Origin of the sequence: Providencia sp. PROV210 (assembly GCF_028479445.1) — a bacterium.
GTDB classification, from domain to species: Bacteria; Pseudomonadota; Gammaproteobacteria; order Enterobacterales; family Enterobacteriaceae; genus Providencia; species Providencia rustigianii.
On the sequence record NZ_JAMPNQ010000016.1, the window covers coordinates 64,428 to 84,203 of the forward strand.

The 19,776-nt window shown below is 41.9% G+C and carries 15 protein-coding genes; 3 read left to right on the plus strand and 12 right to left on the minus strand.

What is annotated here, in order from left to right:
• Position 1: 1 nt before the first annotated feature.
• The 12 genes from mraY to leuO form a co-directional block, all read right to left on the minus strand.
• Positions 2-1,084, minus strand: a complete 1,083-nt coding sequence (gene mraY / locus PR761_RS13220; RefSeq protein ID WP_006815007.1) for a phospho-N-acetylmuramoyl-pentapeptide-transferase — start codon at positions 1,082-1,084, stop codon at positions 2-4.
• Positions 1,078-2,442, minus strand: a complete 1,365-nt coding sequence (murF, locus tag PR761_RS13225) for a UDP-N-acetylmuramoyl-tripeptide--D-alanyl-D-alanine ligase (RefSeq protein ID WP_006815008.1) — start codon at positions 2,440-2,442, stop codon at positions 1,078-1,080. The genes mraY and murF overlap by 7 nt, the downstream gene beginning before the upstream one ends.
• Positions 2,439-3,926, minus strand: a complete 1,488-nt coding sequence (gene murE, locus PR761_RS13230; protein WP_272519365.1) for a UDP-N-acetylmuramoyl-L-alanyl-D-glutamate--2,6-diaminopimelate ligase — start codon at positions 3,924-3,926, stop codon at positions 2,439-2,441. The genes murF and murE overlap by 4 nt, the downstream gene beginning before the upstream one ends.
• Positions 3,913-5,679 carry a peptidoglycan glycosyltransferase FtsI gene (gene ftsI / locus PR761_RS13235; protein ID WP_154610660.1) on the minus strand — a complete coding sequence of 589 codons (1,767 nt, stop codon included), beginning with the start codon at positions 5,677-5,679 and terminating at the stop codon, positions 3,913-3,915. Before ftsI ends, murE begins: the two co-directional genes overlap by 14 nt.
• A 12-nt stretch (positions 5,680-5,691) precedes the next feature.
• A complete protein-coding gene (gene ftsL, locus PR761_RS13240) occupies positions 5,692-6,012 on the minus strand; it encodes a cell division protein FtsL (protein ID WP_006815011.1) in 321 nt (106 codons plus the stop codon).
• Positions 6,012-6,965 (minus strand): 16S rRNA (cytosine(1402)-N(4))-methyltransferase RsmH, encoded by a 954-nt coding sequence (rsmH, locus tag PR761_RS13245; RefSeq protein WP_126437266.1) that lies wholly within the window; start codon positions 6,963-6,965, stop codon positions 6,012-6,014. The genes ftsL and rsmH overlap by 1 nt, the downstream gene beginning before the upstream one ends.
• A 2-nt stretch (positions 6,966-6,967) precedes the next feature.
• On the minus strand, positions 6,968-7,426 hold the full coding sequence (gene mraZ / locus PR761_RS13250) for a division/cell wall cluster transcriptional repressor MraZ (RefSeq protein WP_006815013.1): 459 nt from the start codon (positions 7,424-7,426) through the stop codon (positions 6,968-6,970).
• 722 nt (positions 7,427-8,148) lie between these two features.
• Positions 8,149-9,159, minus strand: a complete 1,011-nt coding sequence (gene cra, locus PR761_RS13255; RefSeq protein WP_039855137.1) for a catabolite repressor/activator — start codon at positions 9,157-9,159, stop codon at positions 8,149-8,151.
• An 84-nt stretch (positions 9,160-9,243) separates the two neighbouring features.
• The gene (ilvN, locus tag PR761_RS13260) at positions 9,244-9,735 is read right to left on the minus strand and encodes an acetolactate synthase small subunit (RefSeq protein WP_039855139.1); all 492 of its coding nucleotides are present in this window, start codon (positions 9,733-9,735) and stop codon (positions 9,244-9,246) included.
• A 2-nt stretch (positions 9,736-9,737) separates the two neighbouring features.
• Positions 9,738-11,465, minus strand: a complete 1,728-nt coding sequence (gene ilvI / locus PR761_RS13265; RefSeq protein ID WP_006815017.1) for an acetolactate synthase 3 large subunit — start codon at positions 11,463-11,465, stop codon at positions 9,738-9,740.
• A gap of 320 nt (positions 11,466-11,785) precedes the next feature.
• Positions 11,786-13,567, minus strand: a complete 1,782-nt coding sequence (locus PR761_RS13270) for an AMP-dependent synthetase/ligase (RefSeq protein WP_154610699.1) — start codon at positions 13,565-13,567, stop codon at positions 11,786-11,788.
• Positions 13,568-13,844: 277 nt separating this feature from the next.
• Entirely contained in the window at positions 13,845-14,792 is a 948-nt protein-coding gene (gene leuO / locus PR761_RS13275; protein ID WP_006815019.1) for a transcriptional regulator LeuO, read from the minus strand.
• Between the two features lie 903 nt (positions 14,793-15,695).
• Between leuO and leuA the strand changes: the two genes are divergently transcribed.
• The 3 genes from leuA to leuC are packed head-to-tail and all read left to right on the plus strand — an operon-like array spanning position 15,696 to position 19,775.
• Positions 15,696-17,276, plus strand: a complete 1,581-nt coding sequence (gene leuA / locus PR761_RS13280) for a 2-isopropylmalate synthase (RefSeq protein ID WP_006815020.1) — start codon at positions 15,696-15,698, stop codon at positions 17,274-17,276.
• Between the two features lie 2 nt (positions 17,277-17,278).
• Positions 17,279-18,370, plus strand: a complete 1,092-nt coding sequence (gene leuB / locus PR761_RS13285; protein ID WP_006815021.1) for a 3-isopropylmalate dehydrogenase — start codon at positions 17,279-17,281, stop codon at positions 18,368-18,370.
• 1 nt (position 18,371) lies between these two features.
• Positions 18,372-19,775 (plus strand): 3-isopropylmalate dehydratase large subunit, encoded by a 1,404-nt coding sequence (gene leuC / locus PR761_RS13290; RefSeq protein ID WP_112837224.1) that lies wholly within the window; start codon positions 18,372-18,374, stop codon positions 19,773-19,775.
• Position 19,776: the final 1 nt, after the last annotated feature.

A 19,776-nucleotide genomic window follows, 5' to 3' on the forward strand; every position in this document is an offset into this window, starting at 1 on the left:
TTTAACGCACCTTCAATGTTGCCAGTCCAATCAGGACTAACATTAAGGAGATAATCCAGAAACGAACGATAACGCGAGGTTCTGGCCAACCTTTCAATTCATAGTGATGGTGAATTGGAGCCATACGGAAAATTCGTTGGCCACGTAATTTAAATGAGCCAACTTGTAAAATCACAGACAACGTTTCAACAACGAATACACCGCCCATAATCACTAATAAGAATTCTTGGCGTAAAAGAACTGCAATCGTTCCTAATGCACCCCCCAGAGCTAGTGAGCCTACATCGCCCATAAAGACTTGCGCTGGATAAGTGTTAAACCATAAGAAACCGAGCCCAGCCCCAACTATAGCCGTGCAGACAATCACTAACTCACCTGCATGAGGTAAGAATGGAATATGTAAGTAACTCGCAAAGTTGACGTTACCCGTTGCCCATGCAATTAGGGCAAATCCAGCAGCAACAAATACGGTAGGCATAATCGCTAAGCCATCTAAACCATCAGTCAGGTTAACCGCATTACTGGTTCCAACGATAACGAAGTAAGCTAATAAAATGTATAGGAGGCCTAATTGAGGCATAACATCTTTAAAGAATGGTACAACTAACTGAGTGGCTGGCGTGTCTTTTCCAATAGCGTACATAGAGAATGCAACGACCAATGCTAAGACTGACTGCCAGAAATATTTCCAACGAGCGATCAGACCCCGAGTATCCTTTCTCACGACTTTGCGGTAATCATCCACAAAGCCCACGATACCGTAGCCGACTAAAACTAATAGTACGCACCATACATATGGGTTTTCTAAGCGCGCCCATAGCAATACGGATACGCAAATAGAGAACAGAATTAAAATTCCCCCCATTGTCGGCGTACCGCGCTTGCTGAAGTGAGATTCAGGACCTTCACTACGAACAACTTGTCCGATTTGCATTTTTTGCAAGTAGGCAATTAAATGCGGTCCCATCCATAAAGCAATAATCAACGCAGTCAGTAAACTGACGATGGCTCTAAACGTCAAATAGGAAAAGACGTTAAAGACCGAGAATTTGTGAACCAATAATTCGGCTAGCCAGACTAACATGCGAAGCACTCCTTCAATGCATTCACAACATCTTCCATCGCGGAGCTGCGTGAACCTTTAACTAAAATAGAAACAACGTCATTCTGCTGGGTTAGCGGAATGAGTCGAGTTAATAAATCTTGTTTAACTGTAAAATGTTCACCACATTCGCTAGATTGGCTGATAATTTCGCTTAGCTGCCCAACACTTAATACTTTATCTAAACCTGCTTGTTTAGCTGCAATCCCAACACGCTGATGACAATCATGGGCATAATGACCAAGCTCACCCATGTCTCCTACCACTAAAATGCGATAACCGGGTAATGTTGCCAGCACATTAATTGCCGCAATCATTGAGCCATCATTCGCATTGTAGGTGTCATCAATAACGACTTTGTTATCACCTAAACGTACGGGATATAAACGTCCCGGAACCGCTTTAGTACTCGCTAAACCTTGACTGATCTCTTCCAGTGTTGCCCCAACAGAAATCGATAATGCACTTGCCGCTAAAACATTAGCAATATTGTGCATACCAGGAAGTGGCAGAGTAATATCCACCTGCCCTACTGGGGTATGTAATGTAAAATCTGTTGTTAATTGCTTGACCTGAATATTTGAAGGGTAAAAATCCGCGTGCTCTTGTTGAGTTAATGAATAACGCCAAACTGTCTGACGTGGCTTGAATTGCCACTTATCCGAATAGCTATCCAAATTGACGATCGCTGTTCCCTCATCAGGTAAACCTTGATAGATTTCACCTTTCGCTTTCGCTACGCCTTCTGGAGATCCGAAGCCCTCTAAGTGAGCCCCAAATAAATTATTCACTAACACCGCTTCTGGTTTTACAATATTGGTGGTGTACTCAATTTCATGAGGATGGTTTGCACCCATCTCAATCACAGCAAATTGGTGATCATGGGTTAAGCGGAATAGTGTTAACGGGACACCAATATCGTTATTGAGATTACCCGCTGTGTACAGTGTTTTTCCACGCTGTACTAAAATCGAGGCGGTCATTTCCTTGACTGAAGTTTTTCCTGAAGAACCCGTTAAACCAACAACGTGAGCTTTAGATTGTTGGCGAACCCAAGCCGCCAATTGCCCCATAGCAATTCGAGTGTCATCCACAATAATCTGCGGGCAATTGATATCGAGTTGATGGTCGACTAATAACGCAGCAGCACCCGCGTCAACCACTTGACTCGCAAAATCATGGGCATCAAAACGCTCGCCTTTTAACGCAATAAATAAGCAACTTTCATCAATTTTTCGGCTATCGGTACTAACATTTTGCAGCAATAATTCTTGATTACCTTCGTTAATAACGCGACCATGAGTGACTTGTAAGAGTTGGCTTAGTGTTACGGGGATCATGCTACCACCCCCAATAATCTCGCCACCGTCAAACGGTCTGAATAATCTAAACGGCGTGAGCCAATAATTTGGTAATCTTCGTGACCTTTGCCTGCGACTAAAATTACGTCATCAGGTTGAGCCTGTAAAATGGTGCTTGTTACTGCTTCTGGGCGGCCAGGGATGGCTAACACACGGCTTGAATCTAAAATACCCGCCATGATGTCATTGATAATATCAAGGGGCTCTTCACTGCGAGGGTTATCATCCGTGATCACGACTTTGTCTGCATACTGTTCCGCAGAGGCCCCCATTAGAGGACGCTTGCCTTTATCTCTATCACCACCACAGCCAAAGACACACCATAATTTGCCTTTGCAGTGTAAACGTGCCGCTAAAAGTGCTTTCTCTAGAGCATCCGGCGTATGGGCGTAGTCAACAACCACTGTTGGCTTACCTTCAGTGCTGAAAACTTCCATACGACCACAAACTGGCATCAAGAAATCTGTTGCCGCTAATAATTTATCTAATGGATAATCCATCATAAGTAAGGTTGCCATTGCCAGCAGTAAATTACTGACATTGAAAGCGCCCATTAGAGGGCTTTCAAAAGAACCTTCTCCCCACGAAGATGCAAAATGAATTGTTGCACCTTTGTCGTGGTAATCCACGTTTGTCGCTTTTAACCACGAACCTTGCCAATTTTTTGGGATACGATTTTCCATCGTAACTGCGCAGGCTTGTGGCAAACGATGCAGCCATTTCAGTCCAACATCATCATCCGCATTAATAATTTGTGTTTTTGTCTGATGAGTAGAAAATAACAACCATTTAGCCGCTTCATAGTTTTCCATATCACCGTGATAATCCAGATGATCACGGCTTAAATTGGTAAATACCGCAGCATCGAAATTTAATGCAGCAACACGACCTTGAATTAACCCATGGGAAGACACTTCCATCGCCGTTAAGGTCGCTTTCTTATCCAATAACTGAGTCAGCTCTAGCTGGATATCAACCGCTGAGCCTGTCGTATTTTCACTTGGCGAAACATTACCTAACAAACCATTTCCCACGGTTCCCATCACCGCAGATGTTTCACCTAAGCCTTTTGCCCACTGAGCAATTAATTGGGTTGTCGTGGTTTTACCATTGGTACCCGTCACACCAACCAATTTCATTTTGGAAGATGGCTGATGATAAAACTCACCCGCTAAAGCAGACAAGCGGTTATTCAAGTCATGGAGATAAATGACGGGTACACCATGCACAACGCAAATTTCGCCTTCTTCAGCTTCACCTTGTGCTTCTGCAATAATGGCAGCAACACCTTGAGCAATAGCTTGAGGAATATAGTGTCTGCCATCCGATTGATGGCCTTTTACTGCAATAAACAGATCACCCGCGGCAGCCTTTCGGCTGTCTAGCGTCATCTCTCGTAGAGAGATATTTGTTGTGCTCACACCAAAAGGTGCGAGGAGCTCACAAAGATTACGATCTGCCACTTTTAACCTCTTTTTGACTGTTCACGATTTCACTTTTATCGTCTGTTGGCAATGCGTCTGGCTCAACATTCATCAGGCGTAATACCCCACCCATAATGGAACCAAAAATAGGTGCAGAGACCGCACCTCCATAATATTTACCCGCTTTAGGATCATTAATCAGAACCACAAGGGCATAGCGAGGGTTGCTGGCTGGCGCAACTCCTGCTGTATAAGCGATATATTCATTAACATAGCGACCTTCAGGACCGACTTTCTTCGCAGTACCTGTTTTAATCGCAATTCGGTAGCCTTTGATTGCCGCACGAGTTCCCCCACCACCAGGCAGAGCAACACTTTCCATCATATGAACGACCGTGCGCATAATAGGCTCAGGAAATACCCGTGTACCCGGAACGGGTGGATCAACTTTAGTGATAGACAGTGGGCGATATACACCAAAACTACCAATTGTTGCATAGGCACGCGCTAGCTGTAATGGAGTCACCATTTGCCCGTACCCGAAAGAAAAGGTGGCCCTTTCTAAATCAGACCACCGTGTTTTTTTACTTGGAAAGATACCACTACTTTCCCCGACTAACCCCAGATTAGTCGGCTTACCAAACCCAAAGCGGCTATACACATCCACCAACTCTGTAGCTGGCATCGCTAACGCTAATTTTGAAACACCAACGTTACTCGACTTCTGTAAAATCCCCGTAATAGTTAACTCCGCATAACGCGCGACATCTTTAATTTCATGACCATTAACACGGTATGGATAGGTATTTAATACGGTATTTTCTTTAACAATTTTATTATTTAGCGCACTCATAACCACCAAGGGTTTTACCGTTGAACCGGGTTCAAAAATATCGGTAATTGCCCGATTACGCATGGTATCCATTGGCGTTCCTGCAAGGTTATTCGGGTTATAAGATGGGCTGTTTGCCATCGCAAGAATTTCACCCGTCTGCACATCCACAAGAATCGCAACACCTGATTCAGCTTTGTTTTCCTGAACGCCTTTAGTGAGTTCACGATAAACAATGGATTGAATTCGCTCGTCAATACTTAACATCAAGTTATGTGCAGCTTGGCTGTCTACTGTAGAAACCGTTTCGATTACACGACCATTACGATCTTTACGTACAGTACGCTCCCCTGGAGCGCCTTTTAACCAACGGTCAAAACTTTTTTCAACCCCTTCAATGCCTTCACCGTCGATGTTAGTGACCCCCAGTAAATGCGCAGTAACAGGTCCTGATGGGTAATAACGGCGAGATTCTTTGCGTAAATAAATACCCGGAATTTTTAATTTGCGGATATATTCACCAATTGAAGGATTGACTTGACGGGCTAAGTAAACAAAGCGCCCTCTTGGATTAGACGAGATTTTAGTGGTGATTTGCTCTAACGGGATTTCTAGAGCGTCAGCAAGAGCTTTCCAATGCTCATCGTTACTAATGCCACCCTTTTCAAAAATTTCTTTTGGGTCAGCCCAAATAGCGTTCACTGGAACACTAACGGCTAACTGACGACCTTCACGGTCACTGATCATTCCACGAGCAGTTGCCACTTCTTGCACGCGTAAAGAGCGCATATCCCCTTCTTTTACCAATTTTTCAGGTGCAATAATTTGAAGATAGGCAACACGGACAAGTAAACCGGCTAACGCTAAAACAATACATCCACACAGCAAAACAAAGCGCCAGCGAACAAAGCTGGTGACTTCTTCTGTTTTCTTATTTTTAGCTGGTTTGGATGCTTTCATTCTGAACCTTTGTTATTGCTTCGAGACAATAATGTTTTCTTGGGACGGTTCTACATGAACCATCTGTAATTTCTCAACCGATAAACGCTCAACACGGCTATGACTCGCTAACGCATTCTCTTCTAAGATCAAATTTCGCCATTCGATATCAAGAGAATCTTTTTCTTCATACAGCTTGTCTTTCGCTGCGGTGAGTAGTCGCGTTTCATGAGCCGTTGTCACCACGAACACGGCACTAATAACAATTGCGGCTAACAAGATCAGCGGAATAATTCCGTAGCGAAATAGGTCGCGACCGATAACTCTAGCTAAACTGTGCCTTTCTGGTGTCATTACTCTGGCACTCTTTCTGCAAAACGTAGCACTGAACTACGAGCCCGTGGGTTTTCATCAATTTCAGAATCTGATGGTTTCATTTTTCCTAATCCACGTAACTTAGCAGCACCTAACTCTTTAATTTGCGCCTCAGTCAAAGGGATCCCCGGAGGAACTGAAGGACCGGAGCTATGCTGACGTATAAAGCGTTTTACTAATCTATCTTCAAGTGAATGGAAACTGATCACCGATAAACGCCCTTCAGGGGCCAAAACTGACATCGCACCATTCAACGCTTTTTCAATCTCTTCCAATTCGCTATTGATATAAATACGAATTGCTTGGAAGCTTCGTGTTGCTGGGTGCTTGTGTCTATCCTTCATTGGACTCACTTTCGCAATCAATTCAGCCAAATGACGAGTACGTGTTAATGGCTCTTCTTCTGGATTATGGTTGCGCTCAACGATGGCTCTTGCGATGCGCTTAGCGAAACGTTCCTCACCAAAAGTCTTTAATACCCATGCGATATCATCGGCTTCGGCCGTCATCAGCCATTGTGCAGCTGATTGCCCATGAGTCGGGTCCATTCGCATATCGAGGGGTCCATCACGCATAAATGAAAATCCACGTTCGGCATCATCTAATTGAGGTGAAGAAACGCCTAAATCCAGTAAAACACCATCAATCTTGCCAACTAAACCTTCTTCTTCGGCATAATCAGCAATCGCTGAAAATGGACCATGCTTAATCATAAAGCGAGGGTCATCGATTTCTTGAGCAGCTTTAATCGCTTCCGGATCACGGTCGATTGCAATTAAACGGCCATTTTCACCAAGCTGACTCAAAATCAAGCGAGAGTGCCCACCGCGACCAAATGTGCCATCGATATAGATGCCGTTTGGTTTTAAATTTAGCCCATTGACTGCTTCATCGAGCAGTACGGTTACGTGTTTAAATTGTTGTTGCGTCATTGTTATAGTGACAAATCCTGTAAACGGGCGGAAAGAGGTTCCTCAGCAAGGCGTTCAGCAGCAATGTCATTTTCCACCTGCTGATACCACATCTGTTCATCCCAAATTTCAAATTTATTTATTTGGCCTACCAACATGACCTCTTTTGTTAGCCCTGCGTGTTGACGCAGCGTGCTAGCTAGCAAAAGACGTCCTGCATTGTCTATCTGACATTCACTGGCATAACCAAGTAAAAGACGTTGTACTCGACGTTCTGCCGGATTCATCGTGGATAACTTAGACAGTTTTTCCTCAATGATTTCCCATTCGGGTAAGGTATAAAGCAACAGACATGGCTGGTGAAGGTCAATGGTACAGACCATTTGCCCTTTCGATTCCTCGCTCAGCATTCCTCGATAACGAGTAGGCACGGTTAGTCGCCCTTTGCTGTCGAGATTAACCAGTGTTGCCCCACGAAACATACCTGATTATTCCCCTTTATTTCCTACTCACCCACTTTACCCCACAATTCTCCACTTATAAAGTTTACGAATGGTATGAAAACGTTGTCAAGCCAGCTGCACGTTGCTTTAGCTATATTTACAGAGCGATTTAGAAAAGAAAAAGTCGGAAAAAATCATACTTAGAAAGAAAAAGAGAAATAACGAGTTGATATAATTCACTTATTTTATAAAGTGCAGATAAAAGAGGTTTAGATCTATTTCATTGCTGCAAAATCATACAAATTTGTATAAATGATATATACGTCTCATTTTTAATCAGTTTATTTCGTGTTTATTTTTCACCCACTAATCATCAATAAACGATGATTATTTATACCGAACTACTTTAAAATATGTATTTAATTATAAAATACATAAATATCAAACAATTAAATAACTGTTATAATTCACAGTGCTTTTCATTTGATGATTATTCATACAAAATTTCCACCTATAATTTTGAAAATTAAAATTAATCATTTCGGAAAATATAAGCTGGATAGAAAATCATCAAAAAAGGTATTAGGATAATTCCTAAAGTTAAATGTTTACGTAAGTTTGCTTCAATTAACAATTTCCAGTCTAATTTCATGAAGCAAAAAAAAGCCCCTAACATGTAGGGGCGAGTATTTTACTCATAATCGTGATTAACATCACTAACTATTCAATTGGTTTTTTCATTATTGGACAAGGTTTATCCACTATTGCTTACGACCAAGGCTTCCTCGGCGACATAAATCTCTGCGAATACGACGAATCCCAGTTTCTGGTTTCTGTTTTTCGTCAAGACTAGCTAATACCAGTTCTAAAATTCGTTCCGCAATATCACGATGGCGTTGAGCAAGTGATAACACAGGACAACCGAGGAAATCGAGTAATTCATTATCCCCGAATGTGCTGATGACCATATCCTCAGGTAAGCGACCGTCGCGTTTTAATGCAACATCCAAAACCCCTTGTAATAGAGAAAATGATGTTGTGAATAATGCATCAGGCATTGCATTCCCACTGTCAAGCCACTGAGAAAAGACTTCAGCAGCAGCGTCACGCTCATAGCTATTAGCATAAAGGTAGTTCACTTGACGTTGATCACCCTCCCATGCTTTACGAAAGCCTTGCTCACGTAGATAACTCACGGATAATTCTGGTAATGCACCAAGATACAATACCGATTCAGCAGGGAATTTACGTAATTCCGAGGAAATCATCTGTGCATCTTCTTGGTCATCCCCTACCACGCTAATAAAGTGCTCTTTTTCTAACGCTCTATCTAAAGCAATTATAGGAAGCGAGCGGTTCGCCCAACGCTGATAAAATGGGTGTTCAGGAGGTAGTGCAGTAGAAACAATAATAGCATCCACTTGACGCTGAAGCAGATGCTCCACGCAACGAATTTCATTGTCAGGTTGGTCTTCTGAACAGGCGATTAAAAGCTGGTAACCGCGCTGACGAGCCTGCCTCTCAAGATAATTTGCTATGCGTGTATAGCTGGTATTTTCAAGATCAGGAATCACCAAACCAATGGAACGAGTTCGGCCAGCACGTAACCCCGCAGCTACTGCATTTGGATGGTAATTGTGCTCTCTGACGACTGCCATCACTTTTTCTACAGTTTTATCGCTGACTCGATACTGCTTGGCTTTGCCGTTGATCACATAACTAGCCGTTGTGCGGGAAACACCCGCTAAACGGGCTATCTCATCCAGTTTCACGTTAACCTCTTTACAATAATGGGGATAGCCCCGAATCATTCGAGGCCTTATATCACTCTATTCTACCTTTGGATGATAAATTTTTCATCGCATAATTTTATCACCACGGGAAACGCCGACGATCCCTGAGCGTGCAACTTCAACAATTTCAGCAACACCACGTACAGCTTCAATGAAAGCGTCCAGTTTATCGCTTGTTCCCGCTAGCTGAACGGTATACAGCGTTGGTGTAACATCGACAATTTGTCCACGAAAAATATCCGCACTTCGTTTGATTTCATCACGCCCATAGCCTGAGGCCTGTAGCTTCACTAACATGATTTCACGTTCGATATGTGCAGATGCAGTCAATTCGTTTACTCGTAAGACATCCACCAGCTTGTGAAGCTGCTTTTCAATCTGCTCCAGAACTTTGGCATCACCTTTAGTCTGGATGGTCATGCGCGACAATGTAGGGTCATCCGTTGGGGCTACGGTCAAGCTTTCAATATTGTAGCCTCGCTGTGAAAACAGCCCAATCACCCGAGAAAGTGCCCCTGATTCGTTTTCTAATAATACTGATAAAATACGACGCATAATCAGGTCCTCTCCGTTTTGCTTAACCACATTTCATCCATTGCTCCGCCACGGATCTGCATTGGGTAAACATGTTCAGTTTCATCAATATTGATATCAACAAATACCAGCCTTTGGTTTTCATTGACTTCAACCAATGCTTGTTTGAGCTTTTCTTCTAGCTCATCAGGAGAAGCGATAGATATCCCTACGTGCCCATAAGCCTCAGCCAACTTGGTAAAATTTGGGAGTGATTGCATATATGATTGAGAGTGGCGACCTTGATAAATCATATCTTGCCACTGTTTTACCATCCCTAAGAAACCATTATTCAGGTTTAGGACTAAGACCGGCAGAGCGTATTGTAATGCAGTAGATAGCTCCTGAATGTTCATTTGAATACTGCCATCACCAGTCACACAAACAACTGTTGCTTTTGGATGGGCCAGTTTTACCCCTAACGCAGCAGGCAAACCAAATCCCATAGTGCCAAGCCCTCCTGAATTAATCCAATGTCGAGGTTTATCAAATGGATAATAAAGTGCAGCAAACATTTGATGCTGCCCTACATCAGAAGTGACATACGCCTCACCGTTGGTTAAACGATAAATCATTTCAATCGCTTGTTGAGGCTTCACTTTGTTTGGGCTTAAGGCATATTTTAGGCATTGCTTTGTGCGCCAGCTTTCAATTTCTTTCCACCACTCTTTCAATGCAGCAAGATTTTGATCCAGCGACGCGTGGTCTAGCTGCGCAATCATTTGTTCCAAAGTTAGTTTGGCATCACCGACAATGGGAATATCGGCCTTTACTGTTTTTGAAATTGAGGTTGGATCCACATCAATTTGGATAACCGTCGCATTAGGGCAATATTTTTCTAAATTATTGGTAGTGCGGTCATCAAAGCGAACACCCACCGCAAAAATCACATCGGAGTTATGCATCACTTTGTTCGCTTCATACGTTCCGTGCATGCCAAGCATGCCAACAGATTGCGAATGCGTTTCAGGAAATGCGCCTAGCCCCATCAGCGTTGAAACGACAGGTAACTGGAGTTTTTCTGCCAGCGTAATTAATTGCGCTGAACAATCTGCATTGATTGCCCCGCCTCCCACATAAAGAACCGGTTTTTTAGCAGAAATTAGTTTCGATAATGCTTTTTTTATCTGCCCTTTATGTCCTTGTAATGTCGGATTATATGAGCGTAACGTAACAGTATCGGGATAACGATATGGGAATTTTAGCGCAGGGTTAACTGTGTCTTTGGGAAAATCAATAACCACAGGACCAGGGCGCCCAGTTGACGCAATATAAAATGCTTTTTTGATCGTTTCAGGGATCTCTTTTGCATGCTTAATCAAAAAACTGTGTTTGACGATAGGGCGAGAGATTCCCACCATGTCACATTCTTGAAAAGCATCATTACCAATTAACGAGCTAGCAACTTGACCCGATAGCACCACCATTGGCACTGAATCCATATACGCAGTGGCTATTCCTGTAATCGCGTTGGTTGCCCCTGGTCCTGAAGTCACAAGGACAACACCAACATCACCGGTAGAACGTGCATAACCATCAGCCATATGTACTGCTGCCTGCTCATGACGTACTAATATGTGCTCTACCCCGCCAACGGTATGCAGTGCATCATAAATATCTAAAACCGCGCCACCTGGGTAGCCAAAAACGTGTTTTACGCCTTGGTCAATCAATGACTTGACGACCATTTCCGCTCCTGACAACATCTCCATGAGTTTGTCCCTCAGACTATTTGCAAGTTAATAGAGAGCCATGTGACCCTCTTTAATTTTTATTAAGTTAGTCATAAATTCAGCTATTAACATATCCCTCAGCCCCTAACGACGCAAATCTCATTTTGCATGAAAATAAATCAGAATTTCGTTTTGTCTTGAACTTCAAATATCGCCAGAAGCATTGACTGTATTTCAACCAAAAAGAAGCAAAAGTAACCATTTCATAAGTAAAAAATAGCAACAACTGAGGGACAAATAAAAATAAAGCCCCGCAGTTATATTTACTGAAGGGCTAACAGAGATTGAGAGAGAGAAAGCTACTCTTTATACATCGATTCAATTTCTAGCTGGTAACGCTCAGATATAATTTTACGACGTAGCTTAAGCGTTGGGGTTAATTCGCCTTTTTCCATTGAAAAGTTAGTTGGTAACAAAGTAAAACGCTTAACTTGGTGAAAATGTTCAAGGTTTTTTTGTAGCTCTTTTAAGCGGCTTTCAAATAACGCTACAATTTTAGAATCTTTTAACAGTTCGAGACGATCTCGATATTTCAAGTTGATAGAATTGGCATATTCTTCAAGACTGTCATAGCAAGGAACAATAAGCGCTGAAACAAATTTACGCGCATCGGCAATCACCGCTATATGCTCAATAAATCGATCTTGTCCCAATACCCCTTCAATCACTTGAGGCGCAATATATTTCCCGTTCGAGGTTTTCATCAGGTCTTTGAGTCTGTCAGTAATATAGAGATTACCGTCAGCATCTATTTTCCCTGCATCCCCTGTACGTAGCCAGCCATCTGCCGTAAAAGTATCCACCGTTTCTTGTGGGCGGTTATAGTAACCTTTCATCACCACTGGACCTTTCACTTGTATTTCATCATTCTCACCAATACGCACCGAAATAGCGGGTAAAGGCGTACCTATCGAACCTAATGGGTATTTGTTGGATTCCCAACAAGAAACGGTTGCGCAGGTTTCACTCATCCCGTAGCCATATTTGATATTGACTCCTGCCGCTAAGAAGAAAGCAATAACATCATCATCTAAGCGTGCTCCTGCCGCTGGCATGAAACGAATTCGCCCACCTAAGCCTTGACGTATTTTGCTTAATACTAATTTATCTGCCAGTGAATATAATTTTCGATTCACTAATGACAGTGATTTACCTTTCGATTGCGCTTTGACTTTCTGCTTACCTAACGCAATTGCCCATTTAAAGATTGCTCGGCGCATAAATGGGGCTTGAGATACTTTACCCTGCACTGCGCTATAAACCTTTTCATAGAAACGCGGCACTGCGCACATCACCGTTGGCTTCACCTCAGCCAATGCTTCTTTAACAAGATTGGTATTGGTTAAATAAACATTGCGCGCCCCGCTATGCATCACATAGAAGCTCCATGCACGTTCAAACACATGGGATAACGGCAGAAAACATAATGAAATATCATCGGAAGAGAGTTCTAAACGGTTATCGTGGAGATATAGCTGAGATGCCATGTTGTAGTAATCCAACATCACACCTTTTGGTTCTCCCGTCGTACCCGAGGTATAAATAATTGTAAATAAATCACTGAGATTCTGTGCGGCAATCCGCGAATCTAGCTCTGATTGATATTGCGGCTGAGCTTGTGACATAAAAGTAGAAAGATGCATACAGCCCGATACTTGGCTATTTAGCTCAACATTATCATTTAATACAATAATTTGCTCTAACTGAGAGCAACGAGATAATAGCTGGCATGCAACTTGGTATTGCTCTTCATCACCAACAAATAGAATTTTAATGTTGGCATCATTGATGATGTAGGCAGCTTGCTCGACACTGCTAGTTGCATATAAAGGAACCGTCACAGCTTTGATCTGTAATACTGCAATATCCACTAAAGACCAGTTCATGCAATTTTGTGCAAAAAGCCCGACATTTTCCTGTGGAGCAATATTCATCGCCAGTAATTGACGGGAGATTGCGGCTGTACGTTCTCCTACTTCCGCCCACGTCAACTCACTTTGATGTCCGTTGTCCCATTGACTGAAAGCTATCCGATTCGCTGACTCGCTCGCATCAACCATCGTGCGGATGCGATTAACCATATGATATGGATATAGATTCTCAGTAATCAAGATGTAATCCCTATAGGTCATGATAAATTTAAGTCACTCGGTTTATACACAAATAACTTAACCTGTTACTTTTTATTATTTTCAGCTTACAACTGTTAGCTGAATAAAATGAGTGTATAGTCTAAACAGAAGGGAGGAAAGGAATTAAATGTAAATTTTATGCAAATGTTATAGCCGCAACAAAACTCACCATAGTTATCACTATGATGAGTTAGTTATATTCACATTTTCAATACGTAAATTGAGCTTACAGTTGTTCGACCAATTGACAGAATTGCGCTTTCATCCACTGATGGCCTTTATCTCTAGCCGTAGATTCATGCCAAGTTAAATAACATGGGCGCGTGCTATCTCCCCAAGGTAACGATAATGTCCGTAATTGCAGTTGACTCCCGTGACGGTCGACCAGCCATTTCGGTGCAATTGCCACTAAGTCTGTTTGAGCAACAATCGTTAATACACTATTAAGGTCAGTTCCTTGATAGCTAATCGTGTGAGACAATTCGGTATTATGATAATATGGCTTACTAAATGAACCAATATTATCCATCGCCATAATAGCGTGTCTTTCATTATTTAGCATTGCTTGATCAATCGTATTTTCAATTCTCGGATGGTTATTCGCCACAACTAAGACTAATTCATCATTAAATAAAATCTGATGTTGATATTCGGGTTTTTCGAATTGATTATAACCCAAGAAAAAGTCTATCTCTTGATACTTTAATTGGTGAGCAATGTTGTTATCTAAAAAAGAATGAATAAAAACATTAATATTAGGTGATACGACTTTGAATTTATCCACAATAATTGCTGCTAAGCGAATATCAAGTGGTGAGCAAATGGAGAGATTAAATGAACGTTCACTTTGCTTAGGCTCAAACCCAGCCCCCGGTAATTCATTATGGACTAATTGTAAAGCTTGCCTAACCGGGCCAAATAATTGTTTAGCACGTGAGGTCGGCTGAATACCACGACCATAACGCACAAACAACTCATCGTTGAACATAGATTTTAGGCGAGATACAGCATTACTTACTGCGGGCTGCGACATACCCAGTACTTGTGCAGCACGCGTGACATTCTGCATTTGCATTACAACATCAAAAACCGTCAATAAGTTCAAATCAACATTACGTAGATGAATATCGCTATTTTCTTTTTTTACTGTTGAGATCGTATCAAAATCAGTCATTTTTAACTCCACTAAATATATTTATCATTTTTAATTAATGAAAATGATCCATCAAAGCGATATTGACGAAAAATATAAAATCATTAAATATTATTCTTAAAACAACTTATCAATCATAAGCTATTTCGCTTTCCCTGCATTTATTAAAACGACGTTTCTATTATTTTCATCCATTAATAAGAATCTAGTTATAGATATCATCATAAAATGCAAATATTCATCAGTGTAATGAGTGCGTGTAACTTATTATAATCACAGCAACTCCGCTAAAAATAATAAAACAAATTCAGGAATAAATCATAATAAATATCTTCTATAGACACTAAAGCGTCCCATTATCAGATTAATTTTTTTATTATTCATTTATTATATAACTAACCATTTTTTAACCATTGATATAGTCAATGCATATAACGAGTATTATCTAGCCCCAGCATAGCTATAAAACAAAAAACAAATAAATATCAATCGGTTAAGTATGCCTTAATCTGGTTTTTGTTTATTATTAGAATTTTAGGCTGATTTTTACCCTTTTCATCAGGTAAAAACATCATGAAATAGACCAATTTTAGCTATAACAACTAAAGTAATACTGCTACCTGTTATCGTAGTATTGATAATTTAAAATTAAATTTGACTTCATTATTGAAATCACGTATCAATAAATGCAGATTATTTGAAATTTTACGAGAGACAGTTAACGATGACATTTTCTATCCGCCTCCTAAGCCTACTACTACTCGCAACCCACTTGCGCGGTATGCTTATGGATAGAAACTAACAAACACTGTCCACAAACATTAAAAACCCGCGCAACCAGCGGGTTTTTTTATGCCTGCGGCTAGATGGGAATTAAATAAACAGAATCAATAACAACAAAATTTAGTCTATGAGGAACGCATTATGAGCAACCAAGTTATCATCTTCGATACAACCTTACGTGACGGTGAACAAGCTTTGCAGGCGAGCTTGTCCGTAAAAGAAAAATTACAAATCGCATTTGCTTTAGAACGTTTAGGCGTTGATATCATTGAAGCTGGCTTTCCTGTCTCCTCTCCAGGCGATTTCGAATCCGTACAAACCATCGCTCGAGAAATTAAAAATAGCCGCATTTGTGCATTGGCACGTTGTGTCGAAAATGACATTGATGTAGCCGCTGAGTCGTTAAAAGTTGCGGAAGCATTTCGTATCCATATTTTCTTAGCGACGTCTAATCTGCATATGCAGAAAAAATTAAATAAAACGTTTGATGGTGTAATGGATATGGCGATTAATTCAATTAAACGCGCCCGCCGTTATACTGACGATGTGGAATTCTCCTGTGAAGATGCGGGTCGTACTGATATCGATAACTTATGCCGCATTGTCGAAGCCGCTATCGGTGCTGGCGCGACAACCATCAATATTCCTGATACCGTCGGCTACACCACGCCATACCAATTTGGCGGAATCATTACTTCTTTATATGAACGCGTCCCCAACATTGATAAAGCAATTATTTCCGTACACTGCCACGACGATTTAGGTATGTCTGTCGCAAACTCGATCAGTGCAGTTCAAGCCGGTGCCCGCCAAGTAGAAGGCACAATGAATGGATTGGGTGAACGCGCAGGGAATACCGCATTAGAAGAAGTGATTATGGCGATTAAATTACGTGAACAGATGTTGGGCGTTCATACCAATATTAATCACAAAGAAATTTATCGTACGAGCCAATTGGTCAGCCAATTATGTAATACCCCAATTCCAGCCAATAAAGCTGTGGTGGGTAGTAATGCATTCGCTCACTCTTCAGGGATCCACCAAGATGGTGTATTAAAGAACCGTGAAACTTACGAAATCATGACCCCAGAGTCCATCGGATTGAAAGGCCAGCAATTGAATTTAACCTCTCGCTCCGGTCGTGCAGCAGTCAAACATCGCATGGAAGAAATGGGCTATCAGGAAGGTAAAGATTTTAATTTGGATGAGTTGTATACCGCATTCTTGAATTTGGCAGATAAAAAAGGTCAAGTATTTGACTATGACTTAGAAGCATTGGCGTTTTTTGCCAAACAACAAGATGAAACCGACCATTTTGTGATGGATTATTTTAGCACTCAATCTGGCTCCAGTATTGTGGCAACGGCTACCGTCAAAATGCAGTGTGGCGATAAAGAAAAATCCGAAGCTGCAACAGGAAATGGTCCCGTCGATGCTATTTATCAGGCTATTAGTAAAATCACCAATTATCCAATGAAATTAGTTTCATACCAATTGTCTGCAAAAGGACAAGGTGAAAATGCCTTAGGCCAAGTAGATATTGTCGTCGAATGTTTTAGTCGTCGTTTTCATGGTATGGGGTTAGCAACAGATATCGTTGAATCATCAGCTAAAGCGATGGTGCATGTATTGAATAGCATCTGGCGAGCAGAGCAAGTAGAAAAAGAAAAACAAAAAATCACTCACCAAGAATCACAATTAAACACAAAGGAAGCGGTGTAAAAATGTCTACGAATTTTAATATTGCAGTATTAGCGGGTGATGGCATTGGTCCGGAAGTTATGGCTCAAGCCCATAAAGTGTTAGATGCCGTGAGCAAACGTTTTAACATTAATATTTCAACGCAAGAATATGATGTTGGTGGCGCAGCCATCGACCGTCATGGTGAGCCATTACCTAAAGCAACGGTAGAAGGTTGTGCAAATGCCGATGCCGTCTTATTTGGCTCAGTGGGTGGTCCTAAATGGGAGCACTTACCACCAGATAACCAGCCAGAGCGTGGAGCATTATTACCATTACGTAAGCACTTTAAATTATTCAGCAACTTACGCCCTGCTCGTTTATATCAAGCCTTAGAAGCTTTTTGCCCATTACGTGCCGACATTGCTGCTCAAGGCTTCGATATTTTATGTGTTCGAGAATTAACTGGCGGGATCTATTTCGGTCAACCGAAAGGACGCAAAGGTGAAGGCGCTGATGAATATGCATTTGATACTGAGGTTTATCATCGCTATGAAATCGAACGCATTGCTCGCATCGCGTTTGAATCTGCACGTAAACGTAGCCATAAAGTCACCTCGATTGATAAAGCTAACGTATTACAAAGCTCCGTTTTATGGCGTGAAGTTGTGAATCAAATTGCCAAAGAATATCCGGATGTCGACGTTACTCATATGTACATCGATAATGCGGCAATGCAGATGATTAAAGCACCATCTCAATTTGATGTCGTTCTGTGCTCAAATTTATTTGGTGACATTATTTCTGATGAGTGCGCGATGATCACTGGCTCAATGGGTATGTTGCCATCCGCTAGCTTGAACGCTGAGGGTTTTGGCTTATATGAACCCGCTGGCGGTTCTGCACCCGATATTGCAGGTAAAAATATCGCTAACCCAATTGCACAAATTTTATCGGCATCCATGTTATTTAGATTTAGCTTAAACCAAGCTGATGCCGCAGATGCAATCGAAAGAGCCGTCAATAAAGCATTAGAAAGTGGCTATCGTACCGCAGATTTAGCCGGTAATGGTCCATCAATCAGTACCAGTGAAATGGGTGACATTATTGCCCGTTATATTGCAGAAGGGGTCTAACATGTCGAAAACTTTATATCAAAAATTATATGATGCCCACGTTGTCCGTGAAGTCGAGAATGAAATCCCGTTGATTTATATCGACCGACATCTGGTACATGAAGTGACCTCACCGCAAGCCTTTGATGGATTGAGAACTAAAAATCGTCCGTTGCATCAACCAAGTAAAACATTTGCAACTATGGATCATAACGTTTCGACGCAAACTAAAGATATTAATGCTTGTGGCGATATGGCTCGAATCCAAATGCAGGAGTTAATCAAAAACTGTGAAGAGTTTGGCGTCACCTTATACGATTTAAACCATCCGTATCAAGGTATTGTGCATGTTATGGGACCGGAGCAAGGGATCACTTTACCGGGAACAACTATCGTATGTGGCGATTCTCATACAGCGACACACGGAGCCTTCGGCGCATTAGCCTTTGGTATCGGAACCTCCGAAGTTGAACATGTAATGGCAACACAAACCTTAAAACAAGCCCGCGCTAAAACCATGAAAATTGAAGTCGTGGGTAAAACGCCAGCAGGGATCACAGCAAAAGATATCGTATTGGCAATCATTGGCACAACGGGTAGCGCTGGTGGTACAGGCTATATTGTTGAATTCTGTGGCGAAGCTATCGAAGCGTTAAGTATGGAAGGTCGAATGACTGTCTGTAATATGGCTATCGAGTTGGGTGCTAAAGCTGGCATCATCGCACCGGATGAAACTACGTTTAACTATATGAAAGGTCGCCAATTTGCCCCTAAAGGTCAAGATTGGGATGACGCTGTTGCTTACTGGAAAACATTGAAAACAGATCCAGATGCGAAATTCGATAAAGTGATTACCATCCAAGCGAACTCAATTGCTCCACAAGTTACTTGGGGAACTAATCCGGGTCAGGTGATCGCCATTAACCAGCCTATCCCAGCCCCAGAATCGTTTTCTGATCCTGTCGAACGCGCCTCTGCAGAAAAAGCATTAGCATATATGGGATTGAAATCAGGTATTAAATTATCCGAAGTGGCGATTGATAAAGTGTTTATTGGCTCCTGTACAAATTCACGTATTGAAGATTTACGTGCTGCAGCTGCAATTGCTAAAGGCAAAAAAGTGGCCTCTGGCGTCCAAGCCATTGTAGTTCCAGGATCGGGGCCGGTTAAAGCCCAAGCTGAGCAAGAAGGTTTAGACAAAATCTTTATCGATGCGGGGTTTGAGTGGCGTTTACCGGGTTGTTCAATGTGTTTAGCAATGAATAATGACCGTTTAAATCCGGGTGAGCGCTGCGCTTCCACCAGTAACCGTAACTTTGAAGGTCGCCAAGGTCGTGCGGGTCGAACTCACTTAGTCAGTCCGGCAATGGCTGCTGCTGCGGCAATCAACGGTCATTTCGCTGATGTTCGCGATATTCAAATCTAAA